We start from the raw sequence: 14,545 nt of genomic DNA on the forward strand, positions 1-14,545 counted from the left end.
CGCGATATATGCGGGCGGCCTCGCGTGGACAACGACTTCCGTCAGGTCGAAGCCTTCAGGCGGCGAGGTGTCGCGACTTTGGCGGGTTTTTCCGTAACGCGCTTCGTGCGTAAATGTTCCTGAAGCACGCGTTCCGACTCTCGTTGGCGGCCCCTGAGCAAGAGATTGTTGGCATCGTTCAGGTGGTCCGCCATCAGCTTCCGCGCCAGCTCCGCATCCCGCTGCTTGATGGCGTTGAAGATGGGTTTGTGAAATGCGAGCGTGTGTTCCAGCTCAACGAGCTGTGATGTCACCAGCATGACATTGAGCATGGCCCGGTGGATGAGGTGAAACAGCCGTTCGCTCAGGCGATTGCCCGAAGCAATGAAGATGGCCCGATGGAACAGTAGGTCCGAAGCGACCATTTGAAAGTGGTCGCCCTTGCTGTTTTCGAAATCATCGAGAGACTGTTTCAGAAGCGCGATATCGGCCGAGTTCGCATGCTCGGCGGCGCGTGCCGCCAGTGCCGGCTCCATGATCAGACGCATCTCCATCAGTTCCTGCCAGGAGATGTCGTCCAGCAGGAAAAGGAACTCCATCGGTACGGCCAATACTGAAGAAGCGTCGGGATTCAGATAGCTGCCGTCCCCGACTTTCTGTTGAATGACGCCCATGATTTCCAGCACCTTAAGCGCCTGCCGAAGAGACGACCGGGCAACACCAAAGTGCTGCGCAAGTTCACGTTCAGAAGGTAGCTTCGACCCTGGTGAGAGCAATCCGTCGCTCAGCATTTGCTGAAAACGAAGGATCAGAAGATGAGTGACATCTCCTTTGTCCTTGCCCCCGGGCGTCATCAGAGACAATCTCGTTTTACCGCGTCCACGCATGTCGTAATGGTGCACGAAGAATCCCGGAGCAGCAAGCATTCTTCTGCGAAGGCTGGAAAGAGCTTGACAGGGATTCTCTAATGGTACTACCTTTGGCGCATTCGAATACCTCGCATAAAGGGGATGTAATGCAGCTCAACAAACTCAGCCAGCTGGCTTTTGTGTTGGCGGCGTCTGCCGGTGTCGTGAGTGCTCAGGGCACTGTTCCTGCGCCATTACCGGCATCGAGTGAAAAGCCAGTTGCCATTTCTGTGGACCTATCCAAGCCGATTGCGCCCAATAAGCCGATCTATAGCTGGTTTGGTTATGACGAGGGCAACTACACCACCATGCGCGATGGAAAGAAGTTGCTGGGGGAGCTGCGAGACCTTAGCCCAGTGCCGGTCTACATCCGCGCGCATCACCTGCTGACCTCCGGGAATGGAGTGGCGGAGCTGAAGTGGAGCTCGACCAACATCTACAGTGAAGACGCTAACGGCAAGCCGGTCTATGACTTCAAGATCATCGATGGCATCTTCGACGAGTACAAAGCCGCCGGTGTCCGGCCAATGGTGGAACTCGGCTTTATGCCGAAGGATCTGGCAGCGACGCTTCCGGACCGGAAGGAATATCAGGTCCATTATCCGAAGAGCGCCATCTCAGGAGCGTCCAACAATCCTCCGAAGGACTACAAGAAGTGGGGCGAGCTGGTGCGGGTGCTGACCGCCCATCTGGTCGAGCGCTACGGACGTGAGACGGTTCTTCAGTGGTACTTCGAAGTGTGGAATGAGCCCGATATCGACTACTGGCACGCCACCCCCGAGGACTACTGGAAGTTGTATGACTATGCGGTTGCCGGTGTGCGGTCTGCACTGCCCGGAGCCAGGGTCGGCGGGCCTGCGACGACCAGCCCGCGTTCGGACAAGGCACAGAAGTTTCTGCAGAACTTCCTCGAGCATGTGAACACGGGCAAGAGCGCGGCCACGGGTGGCGCGGTGCCTATGGACTTTATCTCCTTCCATGTGAAGGGGCAGCCCACTATCACCAACGGACATGTACAGATGGGGATCGATCGGGAGCTGAAGGATGCAGACCGCGGATTTGCAACCATCGCCTCGTTTGCCAGGTTCAAGAACCTGCCGATCATTCTGAGCGAGGCGGATCCGGAGGGATGTGCGGCGTGCTCCAGCAAGGTCAATCCGGCAAACAACTATCGCAACGGCACGCTCTATCCCGCATATACAGCGGCGGCCTACAAGGCACTCTTCGAACTGCAGGACAAGCACAAGGTCAACCTGATCTCGATGCTGAGCTGGTCGTTTGAGTTTGAAGACCGGGAGTATTTCGAAGGCTTCCGTTCGCTCTCTTCGAATGGAGTCAACAAGCCCGTTCTCAATCTCTTCCGCATGGTTGCTCTGATGGGTCCGACCCGAGTGGCGACGTCGAGTGACGGGAAGGTGCCGCTGGAGAGCCTGGTGGCGAGTGGCGTGCGCGAAGCCGCCGATGTCGATGCAATGGCAACCATCGGAACGCGTCGTGCCGATGTGCTGCTGTGGAACTATCATGATGCCGATGAGCCGGCTGCTGCGGCGCCGACCAGCGTCGCCATTACTGGACTTCCAGTGACAGCGAAGCGCGTGCTGGTCAAACACTTCCGCATCGATGCCAATCACAGCAATGCATACACTGTGTGGAAGGCGATGGGATCCCCGCAGCATCCAACTTCGGAACAGTATGCGGAGCTGGCGGATAAGGCGGGCCTGCAGCTTTTCGACTCACCCGTTTGGATGGATGTGGTGAACGGGCAGATCAAGGTCAGCACTGAGATGCCGCGCGAGTCCATCTCACTGCTACAGGTGAGCTGGTAACGGAAAAGGGCGATGACGATGGCCACGACCATGCGGAGTGAGTACAACCGTCTGTTGGAGACGCGCTGGTACTACGTCGTACTGGTGACAGCGGCGATCGCCATCAGCTACTTCGACCGGCAGACGATTTCGGTGGCGATTGCTGCTATCCAGCAGTCGATACCGATCTCGGAGCAGCAGTTCTCGTATTTACAGACTGCCTTTCTGCTGGCCTATGCGGCCATGTATATCGCCGGAGGACGGCTTCTGGACCGCATCGGTACTAGCCGTGGATTTCTGCTGATCATGCTGTGGTGGTCGTTGGCATGTGCGCTTCATGGCTTCGCGCGCAACTTCACATGGTTGCTGGGTATGCGGTTTCTGCTGGGCATGGGCGAGGGGGGAGCGTTTCCGGCTGCGACCCGCGTTGTCGCGGAGTGGATGCCGCGAGAGCAGCGTTCGACGGCGATGGGACTGATCAATGCCGGCACCGCATTCGGCTCCGTGCTGGCTCCGCCGTTGATTGGCGCTCTCATCCTCAACACCGGGTGGCGTTCCGTCTTCTTTGTCGCCGGGGCGATTGGTATGGCATGGACACTCTGGTGGGCGTTGAGCTACCGCAATAATCCCGCCACGTTGACGATGAGTACGCAGGATGCCCGCCTGCTGGCGGAGAAGTTATCGCTGCGCGAGATCGTAGGCGTGCGTAGCGTCCAGGTACTGGTCTTCGCCAAGTTCATGAGCGATTCAGCATGGTTTTTCCTGCTCTTCTGGTTGCCGAAGTATCTCTATGACGCCCGTGGCTTCGATATAAAACACGTCAGTTATTACGCCTGGATTCCTTATGCCGCGTCAGGTGTGGGCAGCTTTCTGGGTGGATACTTTTCCGCTCAGCTGTTACGACGCGGGCGCTCACTCAACTTCTCGCGCAAGCTGGTACTTGGGATCAATGCGGCGACGATGCCAGTGGTGATGCTGGTGCCCTTTGTTCCGGTAAGTGCTGCGATCTTCCTCTTCAGCCTCGCCTTCTTCTCGCAGCAGTCATGGTCGGGATTGATCATGACTATTCCCGCGGACGTCTTTCCGCTTTCGGCAGTTGGGACCGTCGCCGGACTAGTTGGTTTCGGTGGATCAATGGGCGGAGCGATCTTCGGCATAGTTGCGGGTCGTATGTTGCAGCACGGCTTCAGCTATACGGCGTTATTTTTTCTTGTCGGTACCTTCCACCTGATCGGCTTCCTGGCTCTGGCATGGCTGGGAGGCAGGATTCAACCACTTCGTTCAAAAGACCTCCGGGAGATAGAGAGCCTCACATGAAGATCACTGAAGTCCGTACACGTGTCGTGCAATGGGAAGGTGAGACGGTTCCATTGCCCCCGCACTTCTGCACCAATCCCATGGATCTGGTCAGCTTTCGCCAGGCATCGATGGGTAACTTCGCTTTTCATGGATGGGTGTTGGTAGAAATCTTTACGGACAACGGTCTCGTTGGACTTGGGAACGCGGCACTGTCGCCTATGGTGACCAAGACCCTAATCGATACTTATTTGCGGCCTCTGTTGATCGGTGCTGACCCCTGGGATGTCGAGTTCCTCTGGCAGCAGATGTATCGGCGAACACTGGCTTTTGGACGCAAGGGGGTAGCGCTCACAGCGATTTCGGCGGTGGATATAGCGCTCTGGGACCTATTGGGCAAGGATGCAAAGCAACCGGTCTTCCGCTTGCTGGGCGGGCGCACCAAAGACCGGATTCCCGTCTATGCCAGCCGCCTGTACGCGATGCCGATCCCTGAATTACGCTCCGAGGCTCAGCGGTATAAAAATGAGGGCTACAAGGCGATGAAGCTTCGCTTTGGTTGGGGGCCGCTTGATGGAGCGGAGGGCATGCAGAAGAACCTGGAACTCATTCGCACGGTAAGAGAGGTAGTCGGCGACGGTGTCGATATCATGGCCGATGCTTACATGGGATGGACACTGGACTACGCCAAGCGAATGCTGCCGCTGCTGGAGCCATTTCATCTGCGCTGGCTGGAAGAGCCTGTCATCCCAGATGACACCCGCGGGTATAAGGAATTGAAAGCGTATGGCCGGGTCCCGATCGCAGGCGGTGAGCACGAGTTCACCATCTTCGGCTTCCGCGAACTCCTGGAGAATAACGCCCTCGATTACATTCAGTTCGACACGAATCGCGTTGGCGGTATCAGCCAGGCACGAAAGATCTCGGCCCTGGCGGAGTCATTCCAGATTCCGGTCGTGCCCCATGCAGGACAGATGCATAACTATCATGTCGTGATGGCGAGCCTGAACTCGCCGATCGCCGAGTTTTTTCCCAAGGTAGATGTAGAGGTCGGGAACGAGCTGTTCTGGTACATCTTCGACGGCGAGCCGGTCCCGACCGATGGCCACATCAATCTCGATGAGAGTAAGCCGGGACTTGGTCTGACGGTTAACGAAGATTCACTGCGGCAATTCCACGTGATTGGATAAACGATGGCTCTTCATCTGGTTCAGCTTACAAACGGAGTTCAGCGCCGGGTCGCGCGTGTCGATGGAGACGGACTGATGTGCCTCAGCAACGTGTCATCCGTATACGATCTGGCGCGTGATTGTGTTCGCGTACGACAGTCACTTGCGGCGTGTGCCGAAGCGCTGGATGTGGACGCGACGTTACGGTATGAGCCGATCTACTCAGGGCAGTCGGAGTGGCGTCTGCTGCCGCCGGTGGATGTGCCGGGGAATCCGTCGCGCTGCATCGTCTCCGGAACTGGTCTCACGCATCTGGGCAGCGCCGCGTCGCGTCAGGCCATGCATGCGATGCAGGCCGAGGCGATGACAGACAGCATGCGCATGTTTCAGTGGGGACTGCTGGAGGGGAATCCCGGAAAAGGTAAGGTCGGCGTTGCTCCGGAGTGGTTTTATAAAGGAACCGGCACGATGGTGCGGGCTCATCTTCAACCGCTCGATGTGCCGTTTTATGCCGAGGACGGCGGTGAAGAAGCCGAGGTCGCCGGTATCTACTTCATTGACAATGAGGGCATGCCGCAACGCCTTGGGTTTACTGCGGGTAATGAATTTTCAGATCATGTTTTTGAGAAGAAAAACTACCTGAACCTTGCCGGCTCGAAGCTGCGGTCTTGTTCTCTGGGGCCGGAGCTGGTGGTGACCGACGATTTTGCGCGGGTGCCGGGCAGGGTTTCGATCGAGAGAGAGGGGAAGGAGCTCTGGTCTGCCGCGATCGAGACAGGCGAAGAGGCGATGTGTCACAGCCTCCAGAATCTGGAACATCATCACTTCAAGTTCGAAAATCATCGTATTCCGGGCGACCTGCATGTGCACTTTCTAGGTGCTGCCGCCCTTAGCTTCAGCAACAACGTTAGTCTGGTAGAAGGCGACTGGATGCAGGTTGCGTTCGAGGGCTTTGGGCGTCCGTTGCGGAACCCACTTCGGGTAGCAACGCCGCAGTGTGATCGCTTGATTACCGTGCACTCACTCGCCTAGCTGAAACCGGAGAATGGCATGAAGAGGATTGCTTTGCTGGGTTTGGGGACGATGGGCGCCGGTATGGGGAAGCGCCTGCTGGATGCGGGATTCTCACTGGCGGTTTATAACCGTACGGCTGCCAAAGCCGAGACGCTTCGGGAGGCCGGCGCTGTGGTAGCTGCTTCCCCAGCTGAGGCTGCTGGCGGCGCAGAGGTCGTGATCTCCATGCTGGCTGACGACCAGGCATCGCGAATGGTCTGGATGGGTGCCGAGGGTGCGCTCGCATCGGTGCCCGCCGGCGCCATCCTGGTGGAGTGCGGTACGGTGACTCCGGACTGGGTGCAGGAATTGGGTCACGCAGCACAGGGGAAAGGGTGCGTGCTGCTGGATGCGCCGGTGACCGGGAGCAGACTGCAGGCTGCCGGAGGGGAGCTCACCTTTCTCGTAGGTGGGCCACTGACGGAGCTTGAGACGGCTCGGCCGGTGTTGGAGGCCATGGGAAAGAAGATCGTTCATGTAGGTCCCTCGGGCAGCGGAAGCCGCCTGAAGCTAGTCAACAACTTCCTGTGTGCGGTGCAGCTAGCCTCATTGGCGGAGGCTATCGGCTGGATGGAGCGCGCGGGGCTGGATATGGAGCTTTCGCTGGATGCGCTGAGCACAGGCGCTCCCGGGAGCCCATTGCTGAAGACCATGTCTCAGCGCATGATGAAACGCGACTATCAGGTTAATTTTCTACTCCGGCTTCTGGGCAAGGACGTTGGGTATGCGCAGAAAGATGCCCAGCAGACCGGTATTTCCCTCCACACGGCAGGCAGCACGCTGGACCTCCTGGAGAGAGCGAAAGAATTGGGCTACGGAGAGCAGGACATGTCCTCCGTCGTGGAGCAGTTCCGCAACGGTAAGGGATAGAGCATTTTTCCTGTAGGTGCAGTGTAGGGGTTCCGCATCCATGACGCCCCCTTTCCGGAATACCCGGCAACAGGAAAAATGCTCTAGCACAGCTTTAAAGCAAGGTAAAACGCTTCGCCTTGGAGCGATCCGATGCCCTTACGGGAGGGTATGATACCGTCCCATCGCAAACACAAACGTTTGTCTAAAGCAGACGATGCGGCCTGTCTTCCTGAAACAATGACTCAATTTCGGGGAATACTGAGCTGTTACGTTATGTAACGGCTTGGAACTTCCCGTGGGCAGGACTCAGGAACGATAGTTCTCAGCCGTGCGGGGAATGAGGTTTAGCCTCGTCTCCCACCGGTTTTGAAAACTGGACTCCCGACAAGGCTACCCATGAAGCATCTTTCGAGATGTACCTCCACACCTCCGGCGCCCTTTTGTTTCCAGACCCAAGATGTACGCAGCCTGCGAGCGGCACTATCGCCAGATGGTTGATAGACCCTCGCTGTCTTATTTGAACCAGACCACATCCCAGATCCACCCCAACGGAACCATACAAGGGAGGCATTGAAGACTTCCTGATCTTCCGTCTGCAGCTTCCTGCGTCTCCACACCTTTTGGCGGCGTTCGGATCGCTCGCGATACAGCAACAGCACGATCGAAGTTTATTTCTGGAGGAGCTTATGAAAAAGCCCATGCAGGTCTTTTGGCTTGCGGCGATGATGATGTTTTTCGTGTCATCTCTGGTAGCGCAAACGTACTACGTTTCGCCGAATGGCAGTGACAGCAATAATGGGACCTCGACCGCTACCCCCTGGCAGTCGATCAGCAAGGTCAACAGCTTTGTCTTCCCACAGGGAAGCACGGTCTCATTCCAGGGAGGACAGACTTTTACAGGATGTCTGGTTTTCAATACGACGAACGTTCCTGCGTCGTCAGCCTCAACGCCATTTACCGTGAACTCCTACGGTACAGGCGTTGCGACGATTCAGTCGAACTGCTCCGGCACGACCGGGGCCGCAGTGACGGTCGATAATGTCAGCGGTTTTTACTTCAATGGGTTGAAGGTGGTGAATGGAAGCAGCACCATCTATGGAATCCTGCTGGAAAACCAGACCTCGAATTCGCCGACCCAGACCATCGTGATTGAAAACTCTGAGGTGACTGGGTTTGGGGCGGTAAGCGGAAGTTCGAACGGTGGAGAGATCTGGATTATTGGATATGCCCTGAACGGCAACAACGGTCCGCTGAACAATGTTCAGATTCTGAATAATTCATTGCATGGAGCCACGGTGACTTCCGCCGATGGAGGTGGCGTCAATGGATGGGGCTACGGAAAGAACGTCACGAACGTCCTGGTTCAAGGAAACACCATCTACAACAATGGCATGGTGGCCTCGACTACGTGGGCAGGCATCGGTGCCGATGGATGGAACGGAGGCCTGATCCAGTACAACGTTCTGCATGATATCGGTGCGAATGTGACCTCGTGCGGTGGTACTTCCGGTATCGAAGTCTACACCTCGAATAACATCACGATCCGCTATAACGAGGTCTACAACATTCAACCTTCGCCGAGCTTTACCAAAGGATGCGATTGGGATGGCATTGACCTGGATGGAGGTACCACCAACTCTCTGGTCGAGTACAACTACACGCATCACAATGCTGGCAGCGGATTTCTCGCCTACACCTCTAAGCCGAGTGGGTATACCTGGGGCCCGAATATCTATCGCTACAACATCTCGGAGGATGACGATTGGGCCAAGGCACAGGGAGCTCTGTTTGATGTGGTGCCAAATGCTCCGGCGAATGCGCTCTCCATCTATGGCAATACGTTCTTCAGCAACATCTCGCAGAATACAAAGTCGACCTCCAGCGCCTGTTTCAACTTTGGGAATGGTGGTGGAACCTGGGCAAGCGGCTCTCTGATTGCAGACAACATCTGCTACATGAATAACCATGATCAGTACGGCAGAAGCGGGAACTTTTACTACAACCCATATACCCAGAGTGGGATGACGCTCCAGAACAATCTGTATTACGCGGGCACCACCCCAACCTGGCGTTGGGGAGGTACGTCTTACACCACTCTCGCTGCATGGACAGCGACCGGCCTGGAAACGAGCCCGGCATACGGTGATCCCTTATTCAGCAGCGGTGGTAACGGCGGGACCTGCAGTTGGTCTCCCCTGTTGGGCAATGGGCCGCAACCGTGCCCTTCGGCGTACGCACTTCAATCCGGTTCGCCGGGATTGGGAACAGGAGCTTCCATTACCGGTAATGGAGGTGTCGATTATTACCAAAGCGCACTAACCAGTCCACCGAGCATAGGAGCATACTCGGGTACAGGTGGAGGAGGCGGTGGCGGAAGCACCACACCTCCGGGAACGCCGAGTGGTTTGACTGCGACGCCGACATCTGTGAGCACGGTAAGTCTGACATGGTCCCCATCCACAAACGCCTGGAGCTACAACATCTATCGCAGCCTGACGAGCGGATTTACGCCGTCTCCGTCAAATCTCGTCGCACAGGGAATTGCTGGCTCTCCCTACACAGATACTGGTCTAACGCATGCCACAACGTACTACTACGTTGTGCAGGCAGTGAACGGCGCCGGCACCTCAGCCGCATCGAACGTGGCATCTGCGGCGACCTTCAGCCAGCAGCAATTGCAGTACTACGTCTCTCCGAATGGGAACGACAGTAATGACGGCACAACGTCATCAACCCCATGGCAGACCATCGTCAAGGTGAATAGCTTTACCTACCCGGAAGGAAGCACCGTCTCGTTTGAGGGAGGCCAGACCTTTGTTGGATGCCTGGTCTTCACCAGAACCATCGTGCCGACGTCTTCGGTGCAGAATCCCTTTACCGTGACCTCCTATGGAGGAGGGGTGGCTACCATTCAGTCCTCGTCGAGTTGCTCTGGAAAGAACACCGCGGCGATCATCGGGGATAACATCAATGGATTCACCGTGGATGGTTTGAAGGTCGTGAATGCAGCGAGTACGAACTGGGGCATCCTGTTGCAGAACAGTTCCGTCAGTTGGGCGACTCAGGGAATGACCGTCAAAAACTCTGAGGTGTCGGGGTTTGCAACGACGGGCGGGCAGAGCGGAGGAGAGATCTGGATCCTTGGCTATGCTCTGAATGGGAACAATGGTCCACTCAACAACATCCAGATACTGAACAATACGCTCCATGGAACAGATCCAACTTCTACCGATGGCGCGGGAGTGGCCGGATGGGGATATGGGCGGAACATCACCAACGTCCTGATGCAGGGCAATACCGTCTATAACCTGGGAAGTCCCGCCCCTTATGCCGGCTTGAACGCCAATGGTATGAACGGCGCAATCATCCAATACAACATCATCCATGACGTCGGGGCAAACGTAACCACATGTGGTGGAACGAGCGGCATCGAGACCTACAACGCGAACAACATCTTCGTCCAGTACAACGAGGTCTACAACGTACAGCCGTTGCCTGCATTCACAACTGGTTGCGATTGGGACGGCATCGATCTCGACGGGGGCACAACCAACTCAACCGTTCAATACAACTACACCCATCACAATGGCGGTGCGGGAATCCTAGGGTATGACGGCAATCCCAGCGGCACCACTTGGGGACCAAATACCTTCCGCTATAACATCTCCGAGAACGATGACCTGGTGCGCGGTATCGGTGGGCTCTTTGGCTTGACGCCGAACCCTGCACCGAATCCCGTATATGTCTATGGCAATACCTTCCTCAACAACATCGCGCAATCGTCTATCTCGACAGATCCAAGTGCGTGCTTTTACCTGCCGATGTGGAATGGATCTGGCACATTTGCATCGGGATCGATGATCGAGAACAACATCTGCTATATGGCGAATCCAAACTCCGCCAACAATGTGGAGTTTCTCCGTGACGTGAATACGATCAGCGGGCTCACCTTTAGCAATAATCTCTACTACACTCCCAACAATCCACAGTGGGTATGGAATGGAACCACCTATACCACTGCGTCTTCGTGGGCATCTTCAGGTAGCGAATCAAGTCCAGTGTATGGCGATCCTCTGCTCAGTGGCGCCGGCAATGGCGGCACATGCACCTGGACGGCGTCCCTGGCGAACGGTCCTCAACCTTGCCCTGCAGGGTACGCGTTGCAGCCGGGATCTCCAGCCGCGGGAGCAGGAGTGGCCGTTACTAACAATGGCGGAGTGGATTACTATCAGAATCCGCTAACGACACCCCTAAGCATCGGCGCCTATTCGGGAAGCGGTAATTGCCGGACAGGGCTCTGGTGTCTGCAGGTCACAGTGCCGGCCAGCCCAAACTGGACCTCTATACATCAGCAGATATCGGTGGCAGCCAACCAAACCTATGTTGCGAGTGTATGGATCAAAGGATCGGGTTCTGTGGAACTGGATGCGATGTACAACTCCACCAACCTGGCTACTGTGAAGTGCACGGCAACTTCCACGTGGACGCAGTGCTCAACTCCGGCCTTCAGCACGGGAAGCCACACAGGCTTGAGGTTCCAGCTCAAGGATTCCTATCCGGGAGCCGGCACGCTCATCGCCGACGACTGTTTCATGGGGGTTGCTGGAGGAACCAATGTCTTGTCACATCCCGGATTTGAAAGTGGCCAGACGGGGTGGGGCATTGACGCCGGTGGAGCATCAACCTGGGTGATTGCGCAGTTCTAACTGGTGCGTGTGGCAGTCGGGAGGTCCTGCCGGTAACCCGGCAGGACCTTCCATTTTTCACCGGCTCAGATGGATCAAATCTGAGGATTTATTCCAGATGAGCAGGCTGCAGCGTCCAGTTGATAGCGGAGACGCTGCTCTCAAAGGGGAGCCGGCGAACGAGCTCTTCGGCGATATCCGTGTGACGTCCTGTCGTATGGAAGATAGCCTTGATCTGCATGCAATTTGCAGGCTCGGTATCTTCGCTATGCAACGATTGCAGCACTGCTGTGGTCTGCGCAATGGTTCTCAGCAGCAAGGCTCGCAGATGTGCTTCATCCTGGGAGCGGCAGTTGAGGGAGATTTCGTACGTCGCTTCCGTGGGCGCAGTTGAGGTTAGAACAGGGTGTAGTAAGCGGGCGAGCGGCCGAAGCAGGATGTTGGTAAGAACGACGACGATCATCAGAAGGAACGCGAAGAGGAGTTTGACATCTGTCGCTACCAGTGCCCGATTCTTTCTTCACGGGATTCTGAAAATCCTCTCATCAGCCTTACATTTTGCGTCTTGGCCTGTTTATTGAAGTGCGAGCAGGGCAGAAAGCTCTGTACCGGAATCTGCTTGAGAGAGGGAATTTGTAATCGCTTCGGGCGTCAGGGGATAGGAGAAAAAATATCCCTGCGCGAATTCGCATCCTAGAGACCGTATCTTGTCGACCTGTTCCTTGGTCTCGATTCCTTCTGCGACCAACTCCATCCCCAATTGGTGACCGAGAGTAATGATCAACTCAACGATCCCGCTTGGATTGCGGGGAGAGTCCACCGACGAGATGAAGGACCGGTCGATCTTCAGCGTATCTAAAGGGAAATGGTGAAGATAGCTCAGCGAGGAAAAGCCCGTTCCGAAGTCGTCGCAGCTAAGCCCGACTCCGATCTCCTTCAGCTTTTTGAGAGTGATTTCCGCCTGAGCCGCATTGGTCATTGTGAGAGTCTCAGTGATTTCAACGGTCATGAACTCCGGCGCAAGACGTGTCTCTTCGAGCATGGACGAGATAGAGTTCAGAAGATCCGGATCCGCAAACTGCTTTGCCGAGACGTTCACCGAAACCTTGAAGCGAGTATTGAAGCGGCGGTTCCACTCTTCGATCTGGGCGCAGGCCTGGCGCATCACCCAGGCTCCGAGCGGAATAATCAGCCCCATCTCTTCGGCAGCGGAGATAAAGTGCCCCGGAGCGACGATGCCGATTCCCGGCCGGTCCCATCGCAGGAGAGCTTCAAATCCATGTACGGTTTCTGTATCGAGAGAGACAATCGGCTGGTAATGGATGCGGAACTGTTCGCGCTCAAAGGCGCTCCGCAGGTCACTTTCCAACTTACGCCGATTGACACCTCTGTTATGAAGCTCCGGATCACAGATCCGATGTTTTCCACGGCCTTCCAGTTTGGCCTCATACATTGCGGTATCGGCATCTGTCAGCACGTCCTTGGCGTTATCCATACCGACATCGCTGACGGATGACCCAATGCTGGCTGTCACTATAACCTCTTCGTCCGCGACGAAGATCGGAAGCGAGAGTTCCGCAATAATCGATTCGGCAAGGAGTTCGACATCGGCAGTAGTATCGATGGGATTCAAAAGAATTACGAATTCATCTCCGCCGATTCTGGCAACAACATCTGAGTTCAGACGGGCTGCCGCGCCTTCGTCGAGCGCTCTATGGCGGGCGGCGCAGTAGAGAAGCCGTTTTGCGATCTCCTTGATAAGTTCGTCGCCGGCAATATGCCCAATGGTGTCATTGATGGTTTTGAACCTGTCGATATCAATAAAAAGAACGGCGAACTTCGTCTCCCCATCCCTGTTTTCCGGAGCGACGGTTCTGGAGAGGTGCTCGACGAAGTAGCGGCGGTTGGCAACGTGTGTCAGGGAGTCATGGTGCGCCTCATAGAGCAGCTTGGCTTCTGCCTGTTTCCGCTCGATGATCTCTTTCTGTAGTGCAGCTGTCCGCTCCTGGACCTTGCTCTCCAGCACGCCGTTCGCATTGTGCAGGGCGAAGTCTCTTTCCTCGATCTTCTCCAGCATCTGGTTGAAGGACTGGATCAGGCTTCCAACTTCATCGGATCCTCCGGCCTGGGCGCGCAGCGAGTAGTCTTTGCTGTCGGCGACCTGGGTTACAAGCCCGGCCAGGCGAGCAATCGGTCCACCAATCGCGGAAACCAGCAATCCGGAGATCAGGTAGGTAATGCAAATGGAGATGAAAAGTACCAGAGAGGCGATCAGAAGATAGCGGCGAAGTTTGACGTGGAACCCGTCGAGCGTAGAGACAATGAGAATTGAGCCTGTTTTTTCGCCATCCAGGTAAACTGGCCGTGCGAGCAGCAGACGATCGTCGGCGAAGTGTGCCCCTTCCTTGACTGGAAGCGCGGGCGCCGGCCCCGCGTGCTCCGTAGCCCTGTCGTACCGAGCGAAAAGGGAGCCATCGATGTCATAGAGATATGCGCCGCTGATGTCCGAGGCCTGGGCGAGCGCATGAAGAATTTGCTCGGCCGTACGGGAATCACTGAAAGCAAGCGATGCAGCCGCATTCGACCCGACGGTGCCGGCAAGTGTTTTGAGTTCCGCTTCAGCGGAGGTCCGGAACTGCGCCCGTTCATAGACGGAGAAGCCGATCAGCGCCAGCGTCAGCGCAAGCAGCGTCGAGCCGATCACCAGCAGCCGCAGCTTCTGCCGGATAGGGAGGTCGCGGATTTGAAGGTTGAGTTTCATCGTTTATGAGCCCATTCGAGCTGCCTACGGCACACAC

The 14,545-nt window shown here is 56.2% G+C and carries 9 protein-coding genes; 6 read left to right on the top strand and 3 right to left on the bottom strand.

Annotated elements, in window-relative coordinates; translation table 11 throughout:
* Positions 1-41: 41 nt before the first annotated feature.
* Positions 42-905: a FadR/GntR family transcriptional regulator gene (locus FTW19_RS09750; protein WP_147647446.1), complete on the bottom strand. Its 864-nt coding sequence runs from the start codon at positions 903-905 to the stop codon at positions 42-44.
* 89 nt (positions 906-994) lie between these two features.
* Here FTW19_RS09750 and FTW19_RS09755 point away from each other — a divergent pair, with 89 nt between their 5' ends.
* The 6 genes from FTW19_RS09755 to FTW19_RS26030 all read left to right on the top strand — a co-directional run bounded on the left by FTW19_RS09755 (position 995) and on the right by FTW19_RS26030 (position 11,768).
* Complete coding sequence (locus FTW19_RS09755) at positions 995-2,713, top strand: GH39 family glycosyl hydrolase (protein WP_147647447.1); 1,719 nt, start codon at positions 995-997, stop codon at positions 2,711-2,713.
* 12 nt (positions 2,714-2,725) lie between these two features.
* Positions 2,726-4,009: an MFS transporter gene (locus FTW19_RS09760; protein ID WP_246153660.1), complete on the top strand. Its 1,284-nt coding sequence runs from the start codon at positions 2,726-2,728 to the stop codon at positions 4,007-4,009.
* Positions 4,006-5,178 carry an L-rhamnonate dehydratase gene (locus FTW19_RS09765; protein WP_147647448.1) on the top strand — a complete coding sequence of 391 codons (1,173 nt, stop codon included), beginning with the start codon at positions 4,006-4,008 and terminating at the stop codon, positions 5,176-5,178. Before FTW19_RS09760 ends, FTW19_RS09765 begins: the two co-directional genes overlap by 4 nt.
* Before the next feature lie 3 nt (positions 5,179-5,181).
* Complete coding sequence (gene araD1 / locus FTW19_RS09770; protein WP_147647449.1) at positions 5,182-6,189, top strand: AraD1 family protein; 1,008 nt, start codon at positions 5,182-5,184, stop codon at positions 6,187-6,189.
* An 18-nt stretch (positions 6,190-6,207) separates the two neighbouring features.
* Entirely contained in the window at positions 6,208-7,080 is an 873-nt protein-coding gene (locus FTW19_RS09775; protein ID WP_147647450.1) for an NAD(P)-dependent oxidoreductase, read from the top strand.
* 668 nt (positions 7,081-7,748) lie between these two features.
* Complete coding sequence (locus tag FTW19_RS26030) at positions 7,749-11,768, top strand: right-handed parallel beta-helix repeat-containing protein (protein ID WP_222705558.1); 4,020 nt, start codon at positions 7,749-7,751, stop codon at positions 11,766-11,768.
* Between the two features lie 88 nt (positions 11,769-11,856).
* Here FTW19_RS26030 and FTW19_RS09790 read toward each other — a convergent pair whose 3' ends face one another.
* Together FTW19_RS09790 and FTW19_RS09795 are read right to left on the bottom strand one after the other, a co-directional pair.
* Positions 11,857-12,210, bottom strand: a complete 354-nt coding sequence (locus tag FTW19_RS09790) for a hypothetical protein (protein ID WP_147647451.1) — start codon at positions 12,208-12,210, stop codon at positions 11,857-11,859.
* A gap of 111 nt (positions 12,211-12,321) precedes the next feature.
* A complete protein-coding gene (locus tag FTW19_RS09795; protein ID WP_147647452.1) occupies positions 12,322-14,508 on the bottom strand; it encodes a putative bifunctional diguanylate cyclase/phosphodiesterase in 2,187 nt (728 codons plus the stop codon).
* Between the last annotated feature and the right edge of the window lie 37 nt (positions 14,509-14,545).

It is taken from the genome of Terriglobus albidus (genome assembly GCF_008000815.1).
In the GTDB taxonomy this organism is placed as follows: Bacteria; Acidobacteriota; Terriglobia; order Terriglobales; family Acidobacteriaceae; genus Terriglobus; species Terriglobus albidus_A.

What these genes read in the sequence shown, in the direction of transcription:
- FTW19_RS26030 (WP_222705558.1), top strand. Translation starts at nt 7,749, where the DNA reads ATGAAAAAGCCCATGCAGGTCTTTTGGCTTGCGGCGATGATGATGTTT.
- araD1 (WP_147647449.1), top strand. Translation starts at nt 5,182, where the DNA reads ATGGCTCTTCATCTGGTTCAGCTTACAAACGGAGTTCAGCGCCGGGTC.
- FTW19_RS09760 (WP_246153660.1), top strand. Translation starts at nt 2,726, where the DNA reads ATGACGATGGCCACGACCATGCGGAGTGAGTACAACCGTCTGTTGGAG.
- FTW19_RS09790 (WP_147647451.1), bottom strand. Translation starts at nt 12,210, where the DNA reads ATGATCGTCGTCGTTCTTACCAACATCCTGCTTCGGCCGCTCGCCCGC.
- FTW19_RS09755 (WP_147647447.1), top strand. Translation starts at nt 995, where the DNA reads ATGCAGCTCAACAAACTCAGCCAGCTGGCTTTTGTGTTGGCGGCGTCT.
- FTW19_RS09750 (WP_147647446.1), bottom strand. Translation starts at nt 905, where the DNA reads ATGCTTGCTGCTCCGGGATTCTTCGTGCACCATTACGACATGCGTGGA.
- FTW19_RS09765 (WP_147647448.1), top strand. Translation starts at nt 4,006, where the DNA reads ATGAAGATCACTGAAGTCCGTACACGTGTCGTGCAATGGGAAGGTGAG.
- FTW19_RS09795 (WP_147647452.1), bottom strand. Translation starts at nt 14,508, where the DNA reads ATGAAACTCAACCTTCAAATCCGCGACCTCCCTATCCGGCAGAAGCTG.
- FTW19_RS09775 (WP_147647450.1), top strand. Translation starts at nt 6,208, where the DNA reads ATGAAGAGGATTGCTTTGCTGGGTTTGGGGACGATGGGCGCCGGTATG.